General features: G+C 68.6%; 22 protein-coding genes. 13 read left to right on the top strand and 9 right to left on the bottom strand.

Annotated elements, in window-relative coordinates:
• Positions 1 to 266 precede the first annotated feature (266 nt).
• The gene (locus AAID08_RS04620) at positions 267 to 2,702 is read left to right on the top strand and encodes a TonB-dependent receptor domain-containing protein (protein WP_395757398.1); all 2,436 of its coding nucleotides are present in this window, start codon (positions 267 to 269) and stop codon (positions 2,700 to 2,702) included.
• Between the two features lie 48 nt (positions 2,703 to 2,750).
• Here the strand turns inward: AAID08_RS04620 and AAID08_RS04615 are convergent, their stop codons facing one another.
• Complete coding sequence (locus tag AAID08_RS04615; protein ID WP_006388894.1) at positions 2,751 to 3,389, bottom strand: VTT domain-containing protein; 639 nt, start codon at positions 3,387 to 3,389, stop codon at positions 2,751 to 2,753.
• A gap of 97 nt (positions 3,390 to 3,486) precedes the next feature.
• Here AAID08_RS04615 and mutL point away from each other — a divergent pair, with 97 nt between their 5' ends.
• The 3 genes from mutL to AAID08_RS04600 all read left to right on the top strand — a co-directional run bounded on the left by mutL (position 3,487) and on the right by AAID08_RS04600 (position 6,972).
• Positions 3,487 to 5,433, top strand: coding sequence for a DNA mismatch repair endonuclease MutL (gene mutL / locus AAID08_RS04610; RefSeq protein WP_395757397.1), 1,947 nt, complete (start codon positions 3,487 to 3,489; stop codon positions 5,431 to 5,433).
• Between the two features lie 3 nt (positions 5,434 to 5,436).
• Positions 5,437 to 6,393 carry a tRNA (adenosine(37)-N6)-dimethylallyltransferase MiaA gene (gene miaA, locus AAID08_RS04605; RefSeq protein WP_175168179.1) on the top strand — a complete coding sequence of 319 codons (957 nt, stop codon included), beginning with the start codon at positions 5,437 to 5,439 and terminating at the stop codon, positions 6,391 to 6,393.
• 84 nt (positions 6,394 to 6,477) lie between these two features.
• Positions 6,478 to 6,972 carry a hypothetical protein gene (locus AAID08_RS04600; RefSeq protein ID WP_395757396.1) on the top strand — a complete coding sequence of 165 codons (495 nt, stop codon included), beginning with the start codon at positions 6,478 to 6,480 and terminating at the stop codon, positions 6,970 to 6,972.
• A gap of 60 nt (positions 6,973 to 7,032) precedes the next feature.
• Here AAID08_RS04600 and purM read toward each other — a convergent pair whose 3' ends face one another.
• Positions 7,033 to 8,082 (bottom strand): phosphoribosylformylglycinamidine cyclo-ligase, encoded by a 1,050-nt coding sequence (gene purM / locus AAID08_RS04595; RefSeq protein ID WP_054501837.1) that lies wholly within the window; start codon positions 8,080 to 8,082, stop codon positions 7,033 to 7,035.
• A 316-nt stretch (positions 8,083 to 8,398) separates the two neighbouring features.
• On the opposite strand from purM, the gene hda reads away from it, so the two are divergent.
• Genes hda through AAID08_RS04575 form a run of 4 tightly spaced genes read left to right on the top strand, consistent with a single transcriptional unit; the run spans position 8,399 to position 11,662 of the window.
• Positions 8,399 to 9,100, top strand: coding sequence for a DnaA regulatory inactivator Hda (gene hda / locus AAID08_RS04590; RefSeq protein WP_006388889.1), 702 nt, complete (start codon positions 8,399 to 8,401; stop codon positions 9,098 to 9,100).
• A complete protein-coding gene (locus AAID08_RS04585; protein WP_049071542.1) occupies positions 9,097 to 9,795 on the top strand; it encodes an HAD family phosphatase in 699 nt (232 codons plus the stop codon). The genes hda and AAID08_RS04585 overlap by 4 nt, the downstream gene beginning before the upstream one ends.
• Positions 9,796 to 11,175, top strand: coding sequence for a polynucleotide adenylyltransferase PcnB (pcnB, locus tag AAID08_RS04580; RefSeq protein ID WP_395757395.1), 1,380 nt, complete (start codon positions 9,796 to 9,798; stop codon positions 11,173 to 11,175).
• 4 nt (positions 11,176 to 11,179) lie between these two features.
• Entirely contained in the window at positions 11,180 to 11,662 is a 483-nt protein-coding gene (locus tag AAID08_RS04575; protein WP_049055673.1) for a 2-amino-4-hydroxy-6-hydroxymethyldihydropteridine diphosphokinase, read from the top strand.
• A 66-nt stretch (positions 11,663 to 11,728) separates the two neighbouring features.
• Here the strand turns inward: AAID08_RS04575 and AAID08_RS04570 are convergent, their stop codons facing one another.
• The 4 genes from AAID08_RS04570 to AAID08_RS04555 are packed head-to-tail and all read right to left on the bottom strand — an operon-like array spanning position 11,729 to position 15,531.
• Complete coding sequence (locus AAID08_RS04570) at positions 11,729 to 12,625, bottom strand: sugar kinase (protein WP_020925064.1); 897 nt, start codon at positions 12,623 to 12,625, stop codon at positions 11,729 to 11,731.
• A 55-nt stretch (positions 12,626 to 12,680) separates the two neighbouring features.
• Positions 12,681 to 13,514 carry a CoA ester lyase gene (locus tag AAID08_RS04565; RefSeq protein ID WP_049071535.1) on the bottom strand — a complete coding sequence of 278 codons (834 nt, stop codon included), beginning with the start codon at positions 13,512 to 13,514 and terminating at the stop codon, positions 12,681 to 12,683.
• Complete coding sequence (locus tag AAID08_RS04560) at positions 13,511 to 14,704, bottom strand: CaiB/BaiF CoA-transferase family protein (RefSeq protein WP_054501839.1); 1,194 nt, start codon at positions 14,702 to 14,704, stop codon at positions 13,511 to 13,513. Before AAID08_RS04560 ends, AAID08_RS04565 begins: the two co-directional genes overlap by 4 nt.
• Complete coding sequence (locus tag AAID08_RS04555) at positions 14,701 to 15,531, bottom strand: MaoC family dehydratase N-terminal domain-containing protein (protein WP_064523747.1); 831 nt, start codon at positions 15,529 to 15,531, stop codon at positions 14,701 to 14,703. Before AAID08_RS04555 ends, AAID08_RS04560 begins: the two co-directional genes overlap by 4 nt.
• Before the next feature lie 136 nt (positions 15,532 to 15,667).
• Here AAID08_RS04555 and AAID08_RS04550 point away from each other — a divergent pair, with 136 nt between their 5' ends.
• Positions 15,668 to 16,561: a LysR substrate-binding domain-containing protein gene (locus tag AAID08_RS04550; RefSeq protein ID WP_049055670.1), complete on the top strand. Its 894-nt coding sequence runs from the start codon at positions 15,668 to 15,670 to the stop codon at positions 16,559 to 16,561.
• Between the two features lie 8 nt (positions 16,562 to 16,569).
• Here the strand turns inward: AAID08_RS04550 and paaG are convergent, their stop codons facing one another.
• From paaG to AAID08_RS04535, 3 genes are all read right to left on the bottom strand, one after another.
• Positions 16,570 to 17,370, bottom strand: coding sequence for a 2-(1,2-epoxy-1,2-dihydrophenyl)acetyl-CoA isomerase PaaG (gene paaG / locus AAID08_RS04545; protein WP_116792996.1), 801 nt, complete (start codon positions 17,368 to 17,370; stop codon positions 16,570 to 16,572).
• Positions 17,367 to 18,479, bottom strand: coding sequence for an acyl-CoA dehydrogenase family protein (locus tag AAID08_RS04540; protein WP_395757394.1), 1,113 nt, complete (start codon positions 18,477 to 18,479; stop codon positions 17,367 to 17,369). Before AAID08_RS04540 ends, paaG begins: the two co-directional genes overlap by 4 nt.
• A gap of 62 nt (positions 18,480 to 18,541) precedes the next feature.
• On the bottom strand, positions 18,542 to 19,732 hold the full coding sequence (locus AAID08_RS04535; RefSeq protein WP_054501843.1) for an acyl-CoA dehydrogenase family protein: 1,191 nt from the start codon (positions 19,730 to 19,732) through the stop codon (positions 18,542 to 18,544).
• Between the two features lie 202 nt (positions 19,733 to 19,934).
• On the opposite strand from AAID08_RS04535, the gene AAID08_RS04530 reads away from it, so the two are divergent.
• The 4 genes from AAID08_RS04530 to AAID08_RS04515 are packed head-to-tail and all read left to right on the top strand — an operon-like array spanning position 19,935 to position 24,073.
• Entirely contained in the window at positions 19,935 to 20,333 is a 399-nt protein-coding gene (locus AAID08_RS04530) for a Zn-ribbon domain-containing OB-fold protein (protein ID WP_116792999.1), read from the top strand.
• Positions 20,330 to 21,502, top strand: coding sequence for a thiolase (locus AAID08_RS04525; protein WP_395757393.1), 1,173 nt, complete (start codon positions 20,330 to 20,332; stop codon positions 21,500 to 21,502). Before AAID08_RS04530 ends, AAID08_RS04525 begins: the two co-directional genes overlap by 4 nt.
• 17 nt (positions 21,503 to 21,519) lie before the next feature.
• Complete coding sequence (locus AAID08_RS04520) at positions 21,520 to 23,040, top strand: class I adenylate-forming enzyme family protein (protein WP_395757392.1); 1,521 nt, start codon at positions 21,520 to 21,522, stop codon at positions 23,038 to 23,040.
• Positions 23,041 to 23,095: 55 nt separating this feature from the next.
• Positions 23,096 to 24,073, top strand: coding sequence for a tripartite tricarboxylate transporter substrate binding protein (locus AAID08_RS04515; protein ID WP_175142041.1), 978 nt, complete (start codon positions 23,096 to 23,098; stop codon positions 24,071 to 24,073).
• Positions 24,074 to 24,083 lie beyond the last annotated feature (10 nt).

The following is a 24,083-nucleotide window of genomic DNA, read 5'->3' as shown; positions in this document are numbered from 1 at the left end:
TTTGCGGCGCGCCATCATTGCCTTCGGATGATCTGGCTGCGGCTTGAATACGGTGCGGCTATCAACAGCGTCGGGTTACACCATCCTATATGCCGGCAAGTACGAGACTTGTCGCCGGAGTTTCAGACGGATCCATACAGATACCGGAAAGCGACCCCGGTAGATTAGCGGCCATCTTTTGGAAAGATCCATGGCCGTCCGCCTGCTATCCGCTCCGCCTTGCGTTCCAGCGCAATCCTGTATTCATCATGCAGGGATTCTGGAACATGAAACGCACGAAAATATCGCTGGCGGCAGCCCTCCTGTTGTCCACAAGCTCTTATGGCCAGACCGTCCCGAACGAGGCCACGCCCGGCGAGGCCAGGCACGACGCTCGTGATGGGCTGAAGATTTTTTCGCCGATCACTGTTAGCGCAACCATCAGGCCGGAAGATGTCACCACGCAATCCATTTCCGCCGATGAGCTGAAAAGGACGGGTGGCAACAACTTTGGCACCATCATGCGCTACCAACCGCTGATCAGCGCATCGGGCGTGAACAGCGGGTCCCGCAACGGCAAATCGGGTTTTGACCGTGGCGGTTACAGCAGCTACAACATTCGCGGCCTGGACGGCAACCGGGTGGCGCTGGATGTCAATGGCATCCCCTTGCCGGACGCCACCGGGCGCAGTTACGCGGTCTCCAGCGGTGAAGACACTTTTGGCATTGGCCGCGATTACATCGATCCCTATCTGTACGGCCAGGTGAACATCGCTTCCGGATCGCGCCAGAACACGGTCAAGAACGTGGTCGGCGGCTCTGTGTCATTCGTCAGCAAATCACCGGACGCCTATCTCACGGACGGTAAACGCAGCTACCTGGAATACACCGGCGAGTTCGACACCTCCGATCATGGCTGGCACAACGGCGTGACCACCGCGTTCGGCAATGACAGCGCCAGGGCATTGTTCGCCTACAGCCGACGTGATGGCAGGCAGACGCGGAACAACAGCGGCTATCTGGATAGTTATCCGATGCGCTGGCATTCCGATGCCGCGCTGATCAACGGCGTGATCGACACCGGCGGCGGCGGCCGGATCATAGGCACCCTGGATTTCTATCGCAAGTCCAGCCGCGAAAGCGCGCCCATGTATAAAAAGCTGAACAGCCGCGCCCCCCAGGAAAGCGTTGTCGGCGCAAGCAGGCAACGGAATTCCACGCAACGCGACTCGATCAGCCTGGCGCACGTTTTCACGCCGCGAAACAACTCGCTCATGGATACGATGGAAAGCAAGGTCTTCTATCAGCAAACGCGCGTTGGCGATGACACCGTTTCAGCGCAGGACACCGTCACTTCATCCAGGTCGTGGTCGACCGGAATGGAGACGGAGAACCCCTTGGAGAATGTTTCGACTTTCTCCAACATGAACACCAAGACTTATGGCCTGCAAAGCGAAATCACCAAGGACTATGGCGCCCAGGCATTGAATTACGGCGTGAATTTCTCGATAACGGATTTTTCCCGGCCGTTTGACCAAGTCGGCGCGGACTATCCCACCTTGCAGCCGCAGGGCAACAACAGAACCTATGACACGAATGTATGGCTGAGCGACACCATCACCATCGGCGCGTTTTCGGTGATGCCGGGACTGAAATACTCGCGGCACAAAATCAACCCGCAGGGCTTTGAGGCCCCGTCCGACGACAACGCGCTGGGCGCATTGACGCTGGCGGAAATCAACCAGATACATGGCAAGACGTTTACGGACGGGAAGCTATTGCCTTCGTTGACCGTCATGTATGCGTCCAAGCAGGGGTTCAATACCTACCTGCAGTACAAACGCGGAGTCTCCTACCCCACCAGCAGCCAGATAGCGGGAATCTGGCTGCACCCCAGGATTGGGCGCGCCTCGCCCGCCATGGTGGGCAATTCCGACCTCAAGTCCGAAACCAGCAACCAGTTTGAATTAGGGGTGGTTGGCAAGGCAGCCCGTGGCCTTACGGTGCGCGGCAATGTCTTCTACAACAGCTACGACAATTTCATCTATAACCGGAAATACGCCTTGAGGGACTACCAGACAGGCGCGCCGAAACCGGGCGTGCAAAGCCTGCTGGCCAGGCTTCCGGCGTCGATCTCCAGCCTCACCATCGCGGAGAACCGCGACAAGGCATACATCTATGGCGCAGAGGTCGTCACCCGGATCGATTATGGCGCGCTGTTCGGCGCCGCTCATGGACTGAGCAGCACTTTTGCCGTGGGATACAACCAGGGCAAATCGAAATCATCGTATTCGGGTGATGGCTGGGTGGAGCTGGACAGCGTGTTGCCTGTCAAGGCCATTGCATCATTGGCCTGGGATGACCCCCAAAACCGCTACGGCGCGAGCCTTACCGCCACCTTCGTCAAGGGCAAGCAAGCCGTCGACCCTGTCCGCCAGAATTTCCCGAACAATGGCAGCCTCTCATTCGAGGAATATTCCGAAAAATACGAAAAGAACTACCTGCGCGTACCCGGATACAGCATTTTCGATCTGACGGCCTACTACAACGTGAAGAAACACCTGACAGTGGCGATGGGAGTCTACAACCTCACCAACCGCAGATACTGGGAATACGCCAGCAATAGAAAAATGACGACGACCTCGGAGCAGGATCTGCGTGATATCGCCTTGGGCACCGCGCCTGGCAGGACCTACCAGCTAAGCGTCACCGCGATGTTCTGATTCCGTCGCTTTTCCATTTCCGGGGTGGCCAGGCTCGGTTTGCCGCGGTCAGCCGCCCCGGCGCGCGCGCAGCAGCTTGAACAGGGCCGCGCCGACCACCGGCACGATGGCCGCGGCCAGGCCGATCAGGACGATGGTGTTCAGGTGCTCTTTCACCAGCGGGATATTGCCGAAGAAATAGCCCGCCGCCACCAGGCTGACCACCCACAGCAGTGCGCCCAGCACATTGAAAAGCTGGAAGCGCGACAACGGCATGTCGGCCACGCCGGCCACGAACGGCGCGAACGTGCGCACCACCGGAATGAAGCGCGACATGACGATGGTCTTGCCGCCGTGCTTCTCATAGAAAGCGTGCGTGCGCATCAGCGCCCCACGATCCAGGAAGCGCAGGTTCATCGAGAACACGCGCGGCCCGATGTAGCGGCCGATGGCGTAGTTCACGCTGTTGCCGGTGATGGCGGCCACGATCAGCAGCGCCCCTAGCAACACCGGATCGAGGCTGCCGGTGGCGCCGAAGGCGCCAGCGATGAACAGCAGCGAATCGCCCGGCAGGAACGGCAGCACCACCAATCCGGTCTCCGCGAAAACGATCAGGAACAGCACCAGATAGACCCACACGCCATACTGCTGGACCCAGACCCCGAGAGTCTGGTCGATGTGGAGCACCATTTGGAAAAATTCAAGCATCAATACGTCCCTGAAGGCGGAAGGGGAATCAGGCCACGACTATAGCCCACCGTATCCAGAGGCTAAAATCCTCCCTATGGCTACACCGGACCCCCCCATGACAGAACGCCGCTCCATTCTTGCGCTGCCCGATCTGCTGATCAGCCAGATCGCCGCGGGCGAAGTGATCGAGAGACCCGCCTCGGTGCTCAAGGAAATCCTCGAGAACGCCATCGACGCCGGCGCCCGCGCGATCGAGGTGCGCCTGGAGGGCGGCGGCATCCGCCGCATTGCCGTGACCGACGATGGCGGCGGCATTCCACCGGATGAGCTGCCGCTGGCGCTGGCGCGCCACGCCACCAGCAAGATCCGCAACCTCCACGAGCTGGAATCGGTCGCGTCCATGGGGTTCCGCGGCGAGGCGCTGGCCTCGATTGCCTCGGTGGCGCAGGTCTCCATTATTTCGCGCACGCGCGATGGCGAGCATGCCTGGCAGATCCAGGCCGGCAGCATGCAGGTCACCCCCGCCTCGGGCCCGCCGGGCACCACCGTGGACGTGCGCCAGTTATTCGACGCGGTGCCGGCGCGGCGCAAGTTCCTGCGCTCGGAAGCCACCGAATTCGGCCACTGCGTCGACGCCATGGAGCGCATCGCGCTGGCCCATCCGCAGATCGCCTTCCGCCTGTTCCACCACGACCGCGCGCAGCGCCAGTGGCTGCCGGCCGAACCGCCGCAGCGCATCCGCGACGTGCTGGGCGCGGAATTCGCCGAACACGGCCTGCTGCTGTCGCACAGCGTCGGCACGGTCAGCCTGGCAGGCATGATCACCCGCCCCACCGCGGCCCGCGCCCGCGCCGACCGCCAGTACCTGTACGTCAACGGCCGCTACGTGCGCGACCGCACCGTCAGCCACGCGCTGCGCGCCGCCTACGCCGACGTGCTGCATGGCGACCGCCAGCCGGCCTACGTGCTGTTCCTGGACATCGACCCGGCCGCGGTCGACGTCAACGTGCATCCGGCCAAGCACGAGGTGCGCTTTCGCGACAGTGGCGCGGTGCACCGCTTCGTCAACCACGCGGTCAGCCAGACGCTGGCGCAGACGGGCGGATCGTCGGCGGTGGCGCCGGCCGCGGCGCCGCGCGATGACGATGACGGATTCGAGACCGTGGCGCCATCAGCGCCCACGGCGCCCGGCGGCTTGCCCGCCTCCGCGCCGGCCGACACGCCTCGCCCCGGCTATACCGCCGCCAGCCCGGGCGCCGCGCCCGCCTACGGCCTGCGGCCCTCGCCGACGCCGCAGCGCCCGCATACGCAGGTGCCGTTCCGCCTGCACGCCGAGCCGGCCGGGATTCCCGCCGCCGACTGGCAATCGCTGTATCGCCCCCTGACCGAAGACACCGCCGCGCGCGTCGAGCCGCTGCGCGACGTGACGGCGCTGGCGCCGCAGGCCGCCCCCGCGCCGACGCTGCCGGCCGACGAGGAACACCCGCTCGGCATGGCGCTGGGCCAGTTGCACGGTATCTACATCCTGGCGCAGAACCGCCGCGGCATGGTGCTGGTGGACATGCACGCGGCCCATGAGCGCGTGGTCTACGAACAACTCAAGCAGGCGCTGGACGCGCGCAGCCTGCCGCGCCAGGACCTGCTGGTGCCGGTGGTGTTCCACGCCCAGGAAAAGGATGTGGCGGTGGTCGAGGAATTCGAGGAACAGCTCGAAGACCTCGGCTTCCAGATGCGGCCGTCCGGCCCCACGTCGATCGCGGTGCGCTCGGTGCCCGCCATCCTGGCGCGCGGCGACATCGAGACGCTGGCCCGCGCCGTGCTGCGCGACCTGGCCGGCGTGGGGGTGTCGCGCCTGTTGACCGAACAGCGCAACGAACTGCTCTCGACCATGGCCTGCCATGGCTCGGTGCGCGCCAACCGCAAGCTCACGATCGAAGAGATGAACGGCCTGCTGCGGCAGATGGAGGCCACCGAGCGCGCCGACCAGTGCAACCACGGCCGGCCGACCTGGGTGCAGTGGTCGGTGTCCGACCTGGACAAGCTGTTCCTGCGCGGGCAATAGGCCTTGTCCGTGTCCGCCCCTCCCCTCGTCATCTGCCTGGCCGGCCCCACCGCGGCCGGCAAGAGCGCCTCCACCCTGGCGCTGGCCGAACGCTGGCCGCTGGAAATCGTCAACGTCGATTCCGCCACCATCTACCGCGGCATGGACATCGGCACCGCCAAGCCGTCGCCGGCCGAACAGGCGCAGGTGCCCCAGCACCTGCTGGATATCCGGGACCCGGCACAGTCGTATTCGGCGGCCGAATTCCGCGCCGACGCGCTGCGCCTGATCGACGCGATCCGCGCGCGCGGCCGCATTCCGCTTCTGGCCGGCGGCACCATGATGTACTACAAGGCGCTGCGCGACGGCCTGGACGACCTGCCGCAGGCCGATCCGGCCTTGCGCGCCGAGCTGGAAGCGCGCGCCGCCCGCGACGGCTGGCCGGCGCTGCACGCCGAGCTGGCGCGGCTGGATCCCGTCACCGCCGCGCGCCTGGCGCCCAACGACAGCCAGCGGATCCAGCGCGCGCTGGAAATCTGCCGGTTGTCGGGCCAGCCCATGTCGGCGCTGCTCGGCCGCCAGCGCGCCGCCGCCGGCGACGACGACCACCGCTACCTGACCATCAGCCTGGAACCCTCGGCGCGCGCCGCGCTGCACGCGCGCATCGAACAACGCTTCGACGCGATGCTGGCCAGCGGCCTGTTGGAAGAAGTGCGCGGCCTGCATGCACGCGCCGACCTGCACCCGGGCCTGCCGTCGGTGCGCTGCGTCGGCTACCGCCAGATGTGGGCCCATCTCGACGGCGAGATCAGCCTGGAGGAAGCCCGCGAACAGGGCATCGCCGCCACCCGCCAGTTGGCCAAGCGCCAGATCACCTGGCTGCGCGCCCAGCCCGAGCGCGTCATCGTCGACTGCCTGGCGGCCGATGCGGTGGCGCGGACCATCGACGCGGTGGCCACGGCGCTGGACGATGCATCCTGACGCAAGAGGCTGCCCGCCTTCGCGCCTGACCTTTTCGCCGCAGCCGGCCCTTGCGGCAGCGCCTGACCACGGGATATCGAACGGATGGAAATCAACGAAGCGAACCAGTCTTTTGCCGCCGGGCTGCGCAGGCAGAACGAGGCCTTGATCGGCGAAATCCAGCGGTTGCTCCGCGAACGCCCGTTCACGCTGGACCAGGGCGTTTCCAGGGAAACCGTGGACGCCATCCACTTCGAGTACGACTGGGAGTCGTTCACTCCCGTCGCGATTCCCTTGAACACGCGTTCCGGCTACTGTGGACGGGGCCTGCGGTTGGCATTGCAGTACCCGTTGATTCCGCCCGATGTCGACGCCGCGTTGACCGAAGCCATGGACAACGAGGACGACGATTTCGGCGATGAACTGCGCGAAATGATGACGGAGACCTACCTCGCCTGGTTCCAGACGGCCTGGCGCGAGGCGCGGGACGCCAACCGGGAGGTGCGTGGCTTTCTGTCCGTTCACGACACCATCTGGCGCACGGACCTGGATACGGGAGAAGCATTCCGCGAGGACGCGGGCCGGGTCAAGTTCTTCTAGCCGGACTGCGAAAGAAAAACCCGCCACCAGTGCGGGTTTTTCATTGCAAGGCCAGCCGGCTCAGACCACCACGGTCTGCGGCATGCCTTCGGTCTGGGCGACGATCTCGCCCAGCTTGCTGACGGTTTCGCCCTGCTCGCGCAGCGTGGCGGCGATCGCGTCGGCCTGGGCCGGATCCACCACCAGCACCATGCCGATGCCGCAGTTGAAGACGCGGTACATCTCGGTGTCCTCGACGCCGCCCTGCTCCTGCAGCCACTGGAACAGCTTGGGCATTTCCCAACTGTCGCGCCGCAGGCGGGCCGACAGGCCGTCCTGCAGGATGCGCGGCACGTTGTCGAGCAGGCCGCCGCCGGTGATGTGGGCCAGGCCCTTGATGGCGGCGCCGTGCTTGGCCAGCGCGGCCAGCACCTGCTTGACGTAGATGCGGGTCGGGGCCATGACCACGTCGACCAGCGGCTGGCCGTGGAAGTCGTCGTCGGGCTTGGCGCCGGCGCGCTCCAGGATCTTGCGCAGCAGCGAGTAGCCGTTCGAGTGCGCGCCGCTGGACGCCAGGCCCAGCACCACGTCGCCGACCTTGATCGACTTGCCGTCGATGATGGCCGACTTCTCGACCGCGCCCACCGCGAACCCAGCCAGGTCGTATTCGCCGTCGGGGTACATGCCCGGCATTTCGGCGGTTTCGCCGCCGATCAGGGCGCAGCCCGACAGTTCGCAGCCCTTGGCGATGCCGCCCACCACCGACGCCGCCGTGTCCACCGAAAGCTTGCCGCAACCGAAGTAATCCAGGAAGAACAGCGGCTCGGCGCCCTGCACCAGGATGTCGTTGACGCTCATCGCCACCAGGTCGATGCCGACGGTGTCGTGGCGGTTCCAGTCGAACGCCAGGCGCAGCTTGGTGCCGACGCCGTCGGTGCCGGAAACGAGCACAGGCTCCTTGTAGTGCTTGGGCACTTCGAACAGGCCGCCAAAGCCGCCGATACCGGCCAGCACCCCGGGACGCATGGTGCGCGCCGCAAGCGGTTTGATACGGTCGACCAGGGCGTCGCCCGCGTCGATGTCGACACCGGCGTCACGGTAGGTCAGGGGAGCTTTGGGTTGATTCGTCATGAGAAATGCCGTGGGATATGTAACAATTGCTGGGAATTGGGGTGGAACGCCCTGCATTTTACGATGTTGCGGCCCGGTCCTGGCCAGCGCCCGGCGAAAGCCGCCGGCGGCGGGCGGGACGGCTCCGGCCCGGCGCGGCGCCATTTTGGCGCAAACCCAAGCCAGGCAAAGGGCTTGGACGCGACACCGGCGCCCCGGGTGGTTTAAAGTGTAGGGTTGGCCGATAGCGATTTTGCCAGTTTCTGGCGGGCAACGCCGCCGCCGGCCATGGGCTCACCCCGGAGCCTGGCTCTACCCGCCTGATCGATAACCTCTCATGAACCGCCAGCTGCTGCTCGACGTTCTTCCCGCGCCAGCGCCCTCGCTGAACAATTTCATCGCCGGTCCCAACGGAGAGGCGCTGGCGGCCGTGCGCACGCTCGCTCCCGGCCGCGCGCTGTACATCTGGGGCTCGGCCGGCTGCGGCCGCAGCCACCTGCTGCGCGCGCTGACCGCGCGCCCCGACGCCGTCTACATCGAAGCGGCCAACAGCGCCAACATCCTGCGCGTGCTGGCCGAGGCCGATTCCAAGTCGCCCATGCCCAAGTTCGTGGCGGTGGACGACGTGCACCTCATGGACGAGCACCGCCAGGCGGGCCTCTTTGCCCTGTACAACCGCTGGCGCGAATCGGCCGCCACCGGCCGCGCCTTCGCGCTGGCCGTGGCGGGCGACCGCTCGACGCTGTCGATGCCGCTGCGCGAAGACCTGCGCACCCGGCTGGGCTGGGACCTGGTGTTCCGCCTCGACCCGCTGTCAGACGCCGACAAGCTGGCGGCGCTGGCGGCCCAGGCGGCCGAACGCGGCCTGCACCTGGCGCCCGAAATCATCAACTGGATGTTGACGCACCACGAGCGCGACATCCGCAAGCTGGCGGCCTTGCTGGACGCGCTGGACCGATACTCGCTGGCCACCGGCCGTCCCATCACCCTGCCCCTGCTGCGCGCCATGCTCGCAGACCCGGATTCACAACGCACATGACCTCCCGACGTCTCGCCCTGTTCGACCTGGATCACACCCTGCTGCCGCTGGACAGCGACTACCAATGGGCCGACTACCTGGCGCGCACCGGCCGCGCCGGCGATCCGGACGAGGCCCGCCGCCAGAACGACGACCTGATGGACCGCTACAACCGCGGCGAACTCACCGCCGAACAGGCCGCCGAGTTCATGCTGGGCCTGCTGGCGGCGCACGCGCCGTTCGACCTGGCCGCCTGGCACGAGGCCTTCATGGCCGAGGTCATCCGCCCGTCGATCACCCCCGCCGCGCGCGCGCTGGTCGAATCGCACCTGGAAGCCGGCGACCTGTGCGCCGTGGTCACCGCCACCAACAGTTTCGTCACCGCCCCCATCGCCCGCGCCTTCGGCATCCCCCACCTGGTGGCCACCGACGCCGAAGTCCAGCGCGGCCGCTACACCGGCCGCATCCTCGGCACCCCCAGCTTCAAGGAAGGCAAGGTGGTGCGCGTGAACGACTGGCTGGCCGCCATGGGCCTGGGGCTTGCGGATTTCCCCGAATCGTTTTTCTATAGCGATTCGGTCAATGATGTCCCGCTGCTCGAAAAGGTGACCCGCCCGATCGCCGCCAACCCCAGCCCCACCCTGCGCGCCATCGCCCAGGAACGCGGCTGGCAAGTGATCGATCTGTTCGACCACGTCATAGATGCCAAGTCCTAAATGATCACCGAAACCATAAAAAAATTCGTCGGCCGACTGTTCGCGCCGGCAGCCCGGGGGCCTTTGCGCATCGGACGCGACAAGCACGGCATCGACCGCCGCAATGTCTCGCGCCACGCCATCAAGGTATGCGAGGTGTTGCGCCAGCATGGCTATGAAGCCTATATCGTCGGCGGCGCGGTGCGCGACCTGATCGTCGGCCTGGAACCCAAGGACTTCGACGTCGCCACCAACGCCACGCCCGAACAGATCCGCCCGCTGTTCCGCCGCGCCCGCATCATCGGCCGCCGCTTCCAACTGGTGCACGTGGTGTTCGGCCAGGAAATCATCGAGACCTCCACCTTCCGCGCCCCCGCCTCGGAAGACCAGGAAACCGACGCGCACGGCCGCATCCTGCGCGACAACGTCTTCGGCACGCACGAGGAAGACGCGGCGCGCCGCGACTTCACCATGAACGCGCTGTACTACGACCCGCACAACGAGGAAGTGATCGACTTCCACAACGGCGTGGCCGACCTGAAAAAGCGCCAGATCCGCATGATCGGCGACCCGGCCAAGCGCTACCGCGAAGATCCGGTGCGCATGCTGCGCGCGGTGCGCTTCGCCGCCAAGCTGAACGGCACGATCGACCCGGCCACGCGCCAGCCGATCCGCACCATGGCCGACCTGATCGAGAACGTGCCGGCCTCGCGCCTGTTCGACGAGATGCTCAAGCTGCTGACCTGCGGCCACGCCATGGACTGCCTGCGCCAGTTGCGCGCCGACGGCCTGCACAACGGCCTGCTGCCGCTGCTGGACGTGGTGCTGGAACAGCCGGGCGGCGAACACTTCGTGGAACTGGCGCTGGAACGCACCGACGCCCGCGTGCGCGCCGGCAAGACCATCAGCCCCAGCTTCCTGTTCGCCGCGCTGCTGTGGCAGCAGGTGGAAGTGCGCTGGAAGCAGTTGCGCGCCCAGGGCGAACACACCATCCCGGCGCTGTCGCAGGCCGCCGACTCGGTGCTCGACGAGCAGACCGAGAAGCTCGCGATCCAGCGCCGCTTCTCGTCGGACATGCGCGAGATCTGGTTCATGCAGCCGCGCTTCGAGCGCCGCATGGGCAAGACCATCTTCCGCATGATCGAACAACCGCGCTTTCGCGCCGCCTGCGACTTCCTGCAACTGCGCGCCGCCGCCGGCGAGTTCGACAGCGTGCTGGCGCAGTGGTGGATGGACCTGGCCAACGCCGATGACGCCACCCGCGCCGACATGATCGAGGAAGTCTCGCGCCTGCCGCGCGACGCCAGCGACGGCCCGGCGCCGGCCGCGCACAAGCGCCGGCCGCGCCGTCGCCCCTCCTCGCGCGGCCCCGCCGCCGGCAATGCCAGCAGCGCCGAATAAGGCCATGGCCGCCCCCGTGCGCGCCTACATCGGGCTGGGCGCCAACCTGGGCGACAGCGCGGCAACGCTGCGCAGCGTGCTGGCCGAGCTGGCCGCCACCGACGGCATCATCGCGGTGACGGCCTCGCCCTTCTATCGCACGGCGCCGGTGGACGCCACTGGCCCGGACTTCGTCAACGCGGTCGCGGCCCTGGACACCACGCTGGCGCCGCTGGACCTGCTGGACCTGTTGCAGGCGCTGGAATTGCGCCATGGCCGTGAACGGCCCTACCGCAACGCGCCGCGTACCCTCGACCTGGACCTGCTGCTGCATGGCGACGCCGCCATGGCGCACGAGCGCCTGATCCTGCCGCACCCCCGCATGCAGTTGCGCGCCTTCGTGCTGCGTCCGCTGCGCGACCTGGCGCCGACACTGACGCTGGCCGGCCGCGGCCTCGACGCCTGGCTCGGCGACATCACCGACCAGCCGATCGAACGACTGGACTGAACCGCGCCGGGCGGCGCGGTTGCCGCCCTCTTCCTGATTACCGTGAAGATCGGCCCTGCGGCCGCGTCACGCCTTGGGCGCGAACGCCAGCATGGCGCGTTCGACGTCGTCCACCCCGGGCAGTCCGGCCTCGTTGCCCAGGTGCTGGATCTTGTGCGCCGAAGCGGCGCGGGCGAAGGTGAAGTGTTCCTTCCAGGCCAGCTCGGGCCGGTTGACGTACGACCAGACATAGGCGCCGTGGAACACGTCGCCCGCGCCGGAGGTATCGATGATGCGATCGGCCGGCACGTCCAGCGACGGCAGCGTGTCGACCGCGCCGGTTTCGTCGTACCAGAGCATGCCGCGCTCGCCCAGCGTCACCGCCCCGATGCGGCAACCTCGCTGTTTCAGCAGGTCCAGCAAGCCATGCGGCGACAGGTCCAACTGCTCGCACATGCGTTCGGCGCAGACGGCCACGTCGATGTGGCGCAGCAGTTCGTCGGTGTTCTCGCGCACGCCGCCGCCATCGAGGGAGGTCAGGATGCCGGCCTGGCGGCAGGCGCGCGCATAGTGCAGCGCGGCGTCGGGCTGGTGGCCGTCCAGATGCAGCGCGCGGTAGCCGCTGACGTCCAGGCGCGGAAAATCGTTCAGGTAGTCGGCATCGCGCGCCCGCACAATGGCGCGCTTGCCATGGTTGGGCATGATGAACGACAGCGACGAGCGCCGCACCTGGCGCCCGTGCAGCGTGACGCCGTGCGCGGCCGCCATGTCCGTATACATGTGGCCGAGCCAGTCCGGCGCCAGCGAGCAGATCAGGTCGGGCTTCGTGCCCAGCTTGCCGCAGGCGAACGCCGCGGTGACGGCATTGCCGCCGAACGACACGGCGTAGTCGCGCGCCACGCTTTTCTCGTCGCCGGTGGGCCATTCGTCGGCCAGCACGGTGACGTCGATGTAGGTATGCCCGATGAAAAGCGCTGCACTCATGAGACCGTCCGCGGAAAGATTTGCCGGATTGTAGGCCGGACACCGCCGGACGGGATCAAGCGGCGCTGGCTTCGCCGGCCTGCGCCAGCACGCGGCGGGCGCGGGTGATGACGGGCGCGTCCACCATCTTGCCGTCCAGCATGAAGGTGCCGGCGGCCTTGTCGCGATGCGCGTCAACCACGCGGCGGGCCCAGGCCAGCTCGGCCGGATCGGGCGCGAAGGCGGCGTGGATCACCGGCACCTGCGCGGGATGGATGCACAGCATGCCGCCGAACCCCATCTGCTGGGCGCGCGCGGCGGCGGCGGACAGCCCGGCGTGGTCCTCGACCCCCGGGAACACACCGTCCAGCGCCGGCGCCAGCCCGGCGGCGCGGGTCTGCAGCAGCACCTGCACGCGGGCGTGGTCCAGCACGGCTTCGGCGCCGGCGGTGTCCGGCGCCAGGCCCAGGTCCAGGCCGTAGTCGAGGCTGCCGAACGCCAGCCGCGCCACGCCGGGCGTGCCGGCGACCTCGGCGGCGTTGAGGATGCCACGCGCGGTTTCCAGGATCGGAATGACCGGCAGCCCCGCCTGCGCCACGTGGCGCACCTGCGCCAGGCTTTCGGCCTTGGGCAGCAGGATCCCGGCCACCGCGGGCTTGCCGCGGCAGGCCTTCAGGTCGTCGTCGTGCCACGAGGTGGAGGCGTCGTTGATCCGCACCCACACCCGCGCCTGCGGCTGGGTGCCGAGGAAGTCGCAGAGCGCTTCGCGGGCCGAGGCCTTGGCCAGGTGCTCGACCGCGTCTTCCAGGTCGACGATGACGGCATCGGCGCCGCTGGCCAGGGCCTTGGGGATGCGTTCGGCACGGGAGGCCGGCACGAACAGCGCGGTACGAACGACGGAATGCATCACACCACCTCCGAAGCATGGAATCGCGCCACCTGTTCGGGCGCGTATCCCAGTGATGCTAGCACCGCATCCGTGTTCTGGCCCACGGCGGGCACCGCCGCCATGCGCGGCGCGAAGGCGTTGCTGCTGGCCGGCGGCAGCAGCGCCGGCAGCGCGCCGGCCGGGCTGTCGACCTGGCTCCAGCGGTCGCGCGCCCGCAATTGCGGGTGGGCCCAGACCCCGGCCATGTCGTTGACCCGGGCGTTGGCGATCTGCGCGTCTTCCAGCCGGTCGGTGACCTGCTGCACGCTGAGGTCGGCGAAGGCCGCGACGATCAGCGCGCGCAGGGCCTCGCGGTTGGCGGTGCGCAGCGAGTTGGTGGCGAAACGCGGGTCCTCGGCCAGCTCGGCCTGGCGCAGCACCTGGGCGCAGAACACGCGCCATTCGCGCTCGTTCTGCAGGCCCAGCATGATGGTATTGCCGTCGCCGGTGGGGAACGGACCGTAGGGATAGATCGAGGCGTGGGCCGCGCCGGCGCGCACCGGCGGCGCCGCGCCCTCGAACGCGTAGTACATCGGGAAGCCCATCCACTCGACCATGCTCTCGAGCATGGAGACGTCCAGGCGGCTGCCCAGGCCGGTCTTCTGGCGCAGCAGCAGCGCGTTGAGAATGGCGGAATAGGCGTACATGCCGGCCGAGATGTCGGCGATGGAGCAGCCGGCCTTGACCGGGTCGTCGGCGGTGCCGGTGACCGACAGGAAGCCGCTTTCGCTCTGGATCAGCAGGTCGTAGGCCTTCTTGTCCTGGTAGGGGCCGCCTTCGCCATAGCCGGAGATGTCGCAGACGATCAGGCGCGGGTGCCTGGCGTGCAGCGCCTCGAACGACAGCCCCAGGCGCGCGGCGGCGCCAGGCGCCAGGTTCTGCACCAGCACGTCGGCCTGTTGCAGCAGGCGTTCCATGATGTCGCCGGCTTCGTCGCGCTTGAGGTCCAGCGTCAGGCTTTCCTTGGAACGGTTCGTCCAGACGAAGTGCGACGACAGGCCGCGCACGCGCTCGTCATAGCCGCGGGCGAAGTCGCCCGCGCCGGGGCGTTCGATCTTGATGACGCGTGCGCCCATGTCCGCGAGCTGGCGGGTGCAGAACGGGGCGGCGATGGCGTGCTCGAGGCTGACGACGGTGATGCCGTCCAGCGGGCGGGGGGCTGGCGTGCTCATGCGGTGAACCTCAGTTCGGCCTGGTGGGCCAGCGTGCCGTCCTGCTCGGCCCAGAGCCGGGCCAGACCCGGCTCGTCGATGCGGCCGGCGACCTGGAAGGGCGTGGGCGCGATCAGCGGCCGCAGGCCGCGGTACGACAGGTGCGTGGGGCGCGCGCCGGGGTGGGCGCGCAGGAAGGCGGCGACCATCTCGGTGGCGATCAGCGGGCCGTGCACCACCAGGCCCGGATAGCCTTCGGTGGCGGTGACGTAGGGATGGTCGTAATGGATGCGGTGGCCGTTGAAGGTCACGGCCGAATAGCGGAACAGCAGCACCGAGGTCGGCTCGATGGTGTCGCGCCACTGGGCCTGCGGCGCCGGCTCGGTGCCGGCGAGCTTGGGCGGCGTGGGCTGGCGATAGACGATGTCCTGCTCTTCCAGGATGGCCACCTCGCCGTCCTGGCGGTACTCGTGGCGCACCGTCACGAACAGCAGCGCGCCGGTGCGGCCGGCCTTTTCCTTGACGTCGGCCACCACCGAGACCCGTTCGGCCGGCACGCCCACCCTAAGCGGCTGGCGGAATTCGACGCGGCCGCCGGCCCACATGCGGTTGCGGTCCTGCGCCGGCGGCAGGAAGCCGCCACGGGCCGGGTGCCCATCCGTCCCCAAGCCATCGGCCGCGACCGTGCTGATGAAGAACGCCCATTGCCACAAGGGGGGCAAGGGGTCGCCCACGGCGGGCGCGGGGCCGCCCAGCGTGGCGGCGATGCGCGCCGCATGGCCGGGGTCCAGCGCGTCCGCCTGGCGCTCGCCGCTGCCGATCCAGCCGGCCGGGTCTGTCGATGTCATGCCGATATTCCTCTGATGATTGATCTGGTGGCTAGCATCCCGCATGGCGGGGACACTGTGAATTCATTTTTCCTCAAGGCCGGCTTTGGGGCGCCTGAATCGTGCGCCCGGCGCCCGCCGCCGTAATATAGGCGCCATGCACTTCGATCTCGCCGACCTCCGCCTGTTCATCCACATCGCCGAATCCCCCAGCCTGACGCAGGCCGCCAAGCGCGCCCACCTGTCGCTGGCCGCGGTCAGCGTGCGCATCAAGGCGCTGGAGAACCAGCTCAACACCCGTCTGTTGTACCGCGACAGCCGCGGCGTGGAAATCACCCCGGCCGGCCAGCGGCTGTTGCAGCACGCGCGGGTCATCATGCGCCAGGTCGATCACCTGAAGCACGACTTCCAGGAGCAGGCCGACGGCGATGCCGGCCACATCCGCATCTTCGCCAACACCACGGCGGTCACCGAATTCATGCCCGACATCCTGGCGCGCTTCCTGGCGGGCCATCCCGGCGTCACCGTCGACCTGCAGGAACGCCTGACGCGCGACATCGTGCGCGGCGTGCTGGACGGCACCACCGACCTGGGCATCGTCGCCGGGCCGGTCGACGCGCCCGAACTGCAGACCATCCACTTCAGCACCGACCGGCTGGTGCTGGTGGTGCCCAATGGCCATCCGCTGCAGGAGCAGGACAAGGTCAAGCTGGCCGACGCGGTGCGCTATCCGTTCATCACCATGCATGAGGGCTCGACCCTGGTGGCGTTCCTGCGCGACCAGCTCGAGCGCATCGGCCAGCGCCTGCCGCAACGCATCCAGCTTTACAGCTTCGATTCCATCTGCCGGATGGTGCAGGCGGGCGTCGGCGTCGGCGTGATCCCGGATTCGGCCGCGCGCCGCTACGGCGCGGAGATGAAGCTGCGCGTAGTGGAGCTGGACGAGCCCTGGGTGGTGCGCGAACGCAAGCTGCTGGTGCGCGACATCGACGCCCTGCCCGGCTGCGCGCGTGAACTGATCGAGCAGATCCGGCAGCCGGCGGCGGCCTGACGCAGGCCCTAGCGCCCCGTGAACGCCGGCGCGCGCTTCTGCGCGAAGGCGCGCATGCCCTCCAGGTAGTCGTCGGTGTAGCCCAGCTCGCGCTGCAAGGCGCATTCCAGGTCGAACTGCTGCGCCAGCGTGTTGCCGCTGGACGCATGCAGCGCCTGCTTGGTGGCGGCGTAGGCGCGCGTCGGCCCGTCCGCCAGGGTGGCGCGGACCTCGGCCAGCGTCGCGGCCAGGTCCGCATCCGGCACCACGCGCCAGATCAGCCCCCAGGCCTCGGCCTGGCGCGCGCTGACGGCCTCGCCGAACAAGGCCGCGCCCATGGCGCGCGCCGAGCCCACCAGGCGCGGCAGGAACCAGGTGCCGCCGGCGTCCGGCAGCAGGCCGATCTTGCTGAAGGCCTGGATGAAGCGCGCCGACTCCACCGCGAACACCACGTCGCAGGCCAGCACCAGGCTGGCGCCAGCGCCGGCCGCCACGCCGTTCATGACGCACACCACCGGCGCCGGCAGCGCGCGCAGCCGCAGGATGAGCGGCTTGTACAGTTTTTCCAGGTTCTCGCTCAGGTCGCGGCGCGAACCGTCCTCGGCCGGCTTGCGCTCGCCCAGGTCCTGGCCGGCGCAGAAGCCGCGGCCGGCGCCGGTCAGGATCACGCCGCGCAAGCCGGCGTGCGCCTCCAGCGCGTCCAGCGCCCGCGCCAGTTCGGCGTGCATGACGGCAGTGAAACTGTTCAGGCGCTCCGGGCGATTGAGGGTGATGACGCCGACGCCCTGCTCCAGCGTGAACGTGATCTCGGTGTAGCGGTCATGGCTCATGCCAGTTCCTCCAGCACCGCCAGTTGCTCGGCGCTGTCGCCCAGCAACAGGTCCGCCACCGTCAGGCGCTTGAAGTAGTCGCCCACCTCCAGCTCGTCCGTCATGCCCATGCCGCCATGCAATTGCACCGCCATCTGCGCCACCAGCCGGCCCGCGCGCGCGATTTCGAGCTTGGCCGAGGCCAGCATGCGGCGGCGCTGCGCCGGGTCGGGTTCGGTCAGCGCGGCCACCGCCACGTAGGCCATCGATAGCGCCAGTTCCTTGGCCACCAGCATTTCCGCCAGGCGGTGCTGCAAGGCCTGGAACGCGGCCAGCGGCTGGCCGAACTGCTTGCGCGTCTTGAGATAGTCGACGGTGATCTCCAGCAACCGCTCCATCGCGCCCGCAGCGTGGGCGCATAGCGCCGCCGTCCCCCATTGCAGCGCCTGCGCCAGGGCCGCGTCGGCCGCCGCGCCCCGCGTCAGCAGCGCGTCCGCGCCAAGCGATGCCGCGTCGAAATCCAGGCGGGCGCAACGCGCGCCGTCCAGCGTCGGCGTGTCGGTGACGCGTACCCCAGTGACATCCGCCGGCACCGCCAGCAGCAGCGTGGCGCCGTCGTCGGCCCGCGCGCTCACTAACCAGGCATGGGCCGCGGCGCCATGCCACACCAGGTGCTTGGCGCCGTCCAAACGCCAGCCGTTGCCGTCGCGCGTTGCGCGGCAGTCATTCGGATCGGCCTGGTAGCGGCGTCCGGGTTCCTGGTACGCCACGCTGACCACCTGCTCGCCCGAGGCGATGGCGGGCAACCAGCGCTCACGTGCGGCGGCGTCGCAGGCACCGATCAGGGCCGCGCCCATCACGGCGCTCGGGATCACCGGCTCGGCCACCAGCCCGCGCCCCAGTTCCAGGTGCACCGGCAGCAGGCTGGCCGGCACTTCGCCGAAGCCGCCCGCTTCCTGCGGAATGTTCAGCCCCAGCACGCCCAGCTCGGCCAGCGCGCTCCAGGCCGCCGGATCGAGCCGGCCGGCGGCCTCGCGGGCGCGGCGCCGAGGCCGGGTCCATGCCTGGTCCACCAGGCGGCGCAGGCTGTCGGCCAGCATGCGCTGTTCTTCGGTATAGAGGAAATCCATGTGTCGTGCTCCTTGCGGCGCGCGCCTGTCTTGCAATCCAGGCGGGCGTCCGGATTGGCGGATTACAGGCCCAGCACCAGGCGGGCGATGATGCCCTTCTGCACTTCGGTGGTGCCGCCGTAGATCGAGGTCTTGCGCATGTCGGCATAGCCCGCGCCCGATGCCGCGGCCATCTCCGGCCCGGGGCCGTGATACGCGGCCTCGGCCAGCATCCATTCGGGGTCGTACGGCCAGGCGTCGGGGCCGGCCACTTCCATCTGCAGCATGGCCAGGTCCTGCTGGATCTCGGAGCCGCGGATCTTCAGCACCGAGGCCTCCGGGCCGGGCGTGCCGCCATTGCTCGCCGCCACGCGCAGCAACAGCATTTCCAGCGCCATGATGTCGACCTCGATACGCGAGATGCGGTCCCGCATGCGGCTGTCGGCCAGCAGCGGCCGGCCGCGCGACGTGGCGCGGGCCGCCATGTCCTTGAGGATGCCGAGTTCGCGATGGCAATGGCCCAGGCCGGCGATACCGGTGCGTTCGTGGCCCAGCAGGTACTTGGCATACGTCCAGCCCTGGTTCTCCTCGCCCACCAGGTTGGCGACCGGCACCCGCACGTTCTCCAGCCACACTTCGTTAACATCGTGCCCGCCGTCGAGCGTGCGGATCGGACGCACGCTCACGCCCGGCGCGCGCATGTCCAGCAGCAGCATCGAGATGCCGCGCTGGGCGCGCGCCTCGGGGTCGGTGCGCGCCAGGCAGAACATCCAGTCGGCGTACTGCGCCAGCGTGGTCCAGGTCTTCTGGCCGTTGACCACGTATTCATCCCCATCGCGCACCGCGCGGGTCTTGAGCGAGGCCAGGTCCGACCCCGAACCCGGTTCGGAATAGCCCTGGCACCACCAGTCCTGCACCCGTGGAATGCGCGGCAGGAAGCGCGCCTGCTGCTCGGCGCTGGCGTACTTCATCAGCACCGGCCCGATCATGGACAGGCCGAACGGCAACAGGCGCGGCGCGCCGGCCTTGAAGCATTCCACTTCGAAGATCAGCCGTTCCAGCGCGTTCCAGCCGGTGCCGCCGTGCTCGACGGGCCAGTTCGGCGCGCCCCAGCCCTGGTCGGCCAGAATGTTGTGCCAGCGCACGTAGTCATCGCGCTCCAGCCGCTGGTGCCGGCGCACCTTGTCGCGGATGTCACGCGGCAGCCGGTCGGCGGCGAACGCGCGCACCATTTCGCGGAACCGGATCTCTTCCGGCGTCCAGGTCAGATTCATGGCCTACCTCCTTTGGCGGCTATCTAGCCATGCCGACCCGGCGCCGGACAATCTGCGGTTGCCGAAGGCGGGCTTTTGCCTCGGTGTAGGGCCATCGCGAACGGGCACTACGGGCCGGCAAAAGGCCTGCTTCAGCAATGAAGAATGGCACCGGCCGGCGCCAGCCCCGACACTGGCGGCTCGTCCATCCGGAACCCATGCAATGACAGCAACCGACCCACCCGCCACCGAAGGCGTCGAGGCGCAATACCGCCAGGCGCTCGATCAGGGACGCTTCCAGATCCAGCATTGCGACGCCTGCGACCGCGCCGTGTTCTATCCCCGCATGCTCTGCCCGCATTGCGGCGCGGACCAGTTGTCCTGGCGCACGCCGGACGGGCGCGGCACCGTCTATTCCACCACCACCGTGCGGCGCAAGCCCGAGGCGGGCGGCGACTACAACGTGGCGCTGGTCGACCTGCTCGAAGGCGTGCGCCTGATGAGCCGGGTCGAGGGCGTGGCGCCCGACGCCGTGCGCATCGGCATGGCGGTGCGGGCCCAGGTGGCCGTGACGGAAGGCCGCGGCCTGCTGGTCTTTGTTCCCAACAAGGAGGCGCAATGACGCTGAACGATCTGCGCGGCGCCGTCGCGGTGGCGGGCGTCGGCCATGCCGGCCTGGGCCAGGCCCACGGCTACACCGAAATGGAAATCCTGGTGCAGGCGGCGCAGCGCGCGGTGGCCGACACCGGCCTGTCGATGCGCGACATCGACGGCCTCTGCACCGCCAGCGTGGCGGCGCCGATGTGGGCGATGCCGGTCATCGAGCACCTGGGCATCCGCCCCAGCTTCATCGACAGCACCATGCTGGGCGGTTCCAGCTTCGTGGCGCACCTGCTGCCGGCGCTGCACGCGCTGGCCTCGGGCCAATGCAACGCGGTGCTGGTCTGCTATGGCAACACGCAACGCACCTCGACGCTGAGCCGCGCCGAGATCGGCCGCGTGCGCAAGCAGTTCGATCCGCAACCCTACGAGACGCCGTACGACCCGTTGAGCCCGCTGTCGTCGTATGCGCTGGCCGCGGCGCGCCACATGCACCAGTACGGCACCCGCCGCGAACACCTGGCGCAGGTCGCGCTGGCCGCCAATCAATGGGCCCAGCTCAATCCCGAGGCGCAGTTGCGCGAGCCGGCCACGCTGGAACAGATCCTGGCCGCGCGCATGGTGTCCGACCCGTTGAGCGTGCGCGATTGCTGCCTGGTCACCGACGGCGCCGGCGCCTATGTGCTGGTGCGCGCCGACCGCGCCCGCGACCTGCCGCGCCCGCCGGTCTACGTGCTGGGCAACGCCACCGCCGTGTGGAACCGGCAGATCTCGTCGATGGAGGACCTGACCGTCACCGCCGCCAGCGAATCGGGCCGCCGCGCCTATGCCATGGCGGGCGTCTCGGCCCAGGACATCGACGTGGTCGAGCTGTACGACGCCTTCACCATCAACACCCTGCTGTTCCTGGAGGACCTGGGCTTCTGCGCCAAGGGCGAGAGCAAGGACTTCATCGCCGACGGCGCCATCGCGCCCGGCGGCCGGCTGCCGGTCAACACCAACGGCGGCGGCCTGTGCTGCGTGCATCCGGGCATGTACGGCGTCTTCATCATGATCGAGGCCGTGCGGCAACTGCGCGGCGAGGCCGGCGCGCGCCAGGTGGCCAACGCCGAACTGGCGCTGGTGCACGGCAACGGCGGCACGCTGTCCAGCCAGGCCACCGCCATCCTCGGCACCGCCGCCACGCTTTGACTCCGACCGCAGCAACCATGTCGCACTCAGAACCGCTCACCCGCATCCACCAGTTGCTGGCCCGCCAGGCCGGCAGCCAGCCCGACGCCATCTGCCTGTACGAGGAAGGCGGCGGCATCCTGACCTATGCGCAACTGTGGCAACGCGCCGAGGACGCGGCGCGCTGGCTGGCGGCGGCGGGCGTGAACCCGGGCCACCGGGTGCTGATGGTCGGCGAGAACTGCGCCGCCATGATCGCCGCGTTGTTCGGCTGCGGCATCATCGGAGCCTGGCCGGTTGGCGTGAACGCGCGCTTGTCGGCGCGGGAAATCGCCGCCATCAGCGCCCACGCCCAACCCGAGATCACGCTCTACACCAGCGGGGTTTCCGGCGCCGCCGCCGCCCATGCCGACGCGGCCGGTGCGCAACCCGCCGATGCCGCCGCCTGGGGGTCAGGCGTGCGGGCACGGCGCGCGGATTCTCCTACCCAACCCGAAACCGGCGCCCAGGCCGCCGAGGTCGCCACCGTGATCTACACGTCCGGCACCACGGGCGCGCCCAAGGGCGTCATGGTGCCGCATCGCGGCCTGCTGCATTTCGCCGGCGTCTCGGCCGCGTCGCGCCGCCTGACGCCACGCGACATCGGCTACGCCGCCCTGCCGCTGTCGCACATCTTCGGCATCGCCACCGTGCTGATGGCGACGCTGCACGGCGGCGCCAGCCTGGTGCTGCGCAGCCGCTTCGATCCCGAGGACGCCTTCAAGGCGCTGGCCCACCCCGGCGTCAGCATCCTGCAGGGCGTGCCGACCATGTTCAACCGCATGCTGGCGGCCGCGCCGCCGCGCGCCGAATTGCGCGCCCCGGCGCTGCGCTATCTCTACACCGGCGGCGCGGCGCTCGACCCGACGCTCAAGCGCGACGCCGAACGCTACTTCGGCGTCGCCATGCATCACGGCTATGGCATCACCGAATACGCCGGCTCCATGTTCATCACCGACATCGACGCCCCGCCGACCGATTGCAGCGCCGGCTTCGCGGTGGACGGCGTGCAATTGCGCATCGGCTGTCCCGACGACGACGCGCCGCGCCCGGGCGAACGCGGCGACATCCTGATCCGCGGCCCCGGCGTGATGCTGGGCTACTACCGCGACCCGGCGCAGACCGCGCAGGCGCTGCTGCCCGGCGGCTGGCTCAACACCGGCGACATCGGCTACCTGGACGACCGCGGCGCGCTCTACATCGCAGGCCGCTCCAAGGACCTGATCATCCGGTCCGGCTTCAACGTCTACCCGATCGAGGTGGAGGCGGTCATCAACGCCTTTCCCGGCGTGCGCCTGTCGGCGGTGGTGGGCCGCCCCACCGAGGACCACAACGAGGAGGTCATCGCCTTCGTCGAACCCCTGGCCGACGCGCGCCTGGACACCCATCTGCTGATGCTGCACCTGCGCGCCCAACTGGCGCCGTACAAGCGGCCGGCGCAGATCCACTGCATCGACACGATTCCCACCACCGTCAGCGGCAAGATCCTCAAGCAGCCGCTGAAAGAAAGGCTGGCGTAGGCGCGGCCCCGCTGTTCCGCTCCGCGACCGGCTCATTCCACAAGGAGACATGAGCGTGAACATCAAGACCCTGCTCGCCGCGGCCGCCGCCGTGGCGGCCATGGCGACCGGCGCCAGCGCCGCCGCCGACAGCGCCTACCCCGACCGCCCCATCCGCCTGCTGGTGGGCTACGCCCCCGGCGGCCCCGTGGACACCACCGCGCGCGTCTTCGCCAAGTACCTGGGCGACAAACTGGGCCAGGCGGTCGTGGTCGAGAACCGCGCCGGCGCCAGCGGCATGATCGCCTCCGACGCCACCGCCAAGGCGCCGCCCGACGGCTACCTGCTGGGCTTTGCCGCCAGCCCCACGCTGACCATGTCGCCGCTGGTCCAGCGCAGTACCCTGTTCGATCCGCGCAAGGACTTCTCGCTGATCGGCCTGGTCGTCGACTACGCCAACGTGCTGCTGATCGGCCCGCAGGCCCCGGCCAAGAGCGTGGGCGAGCTGGTCGACTACGCCCGCGCCCATCCCGATGCCGTGTCGTTCGGCTCGGCCGGCATCGGGGCGTCGAACCACCTGTCGGCCGAACTGCTGAAGAAGCAGGCCGGCGTGCCGATGCTGCACGTGCCGTATCGCGGCAACTCGCCGGCGATGATGGACGTGGTCAGCGGCAAGATCACTTTCATGTTCGACATCACCAGCACCGCGATTCCGTTCATCAAGAGCGGCAAGGCGCGCGCGCTGGCCGTCACCTCGCGCACCCGCAACCCCGAGCTGCCGGACGTGCCCACCATGATCGAGGCCGGCATGAAGGACTACGAGGTGGTCGGCTGGTACGCGCTGGTCGGCCCGCGCAAGCTGCCCGATGCGGTGCAGGCGCGCCTGACCCGCGCCCTGTCCGAGGTGTCGAAGGACCCCGCCTTCCGCCGCGCCATGACCGACGGCGGCTACACCATCAACACCGGCGACGGCGCCGCGCTGCAACAGCGCATCGACCGTGAATATGCGCTGTGGGCCGATGTGATCCAGAGCGCCAACATTCAGGCCAACTGACTTTCAGGGA

The organism is Achromobacter sp. EB05, from assembly GCF_044232075.1.
GTDB classification, from domain to species: Bacteria; Pseudomonadota; Gammaproteobacteria; order Burkholderiales; family Burkholderiaceae_B; genus Achromobacter; species Achromobacter dolens.
This window is presented reverse-complemented; position numbering and strand designations above follow the sequence as displayed.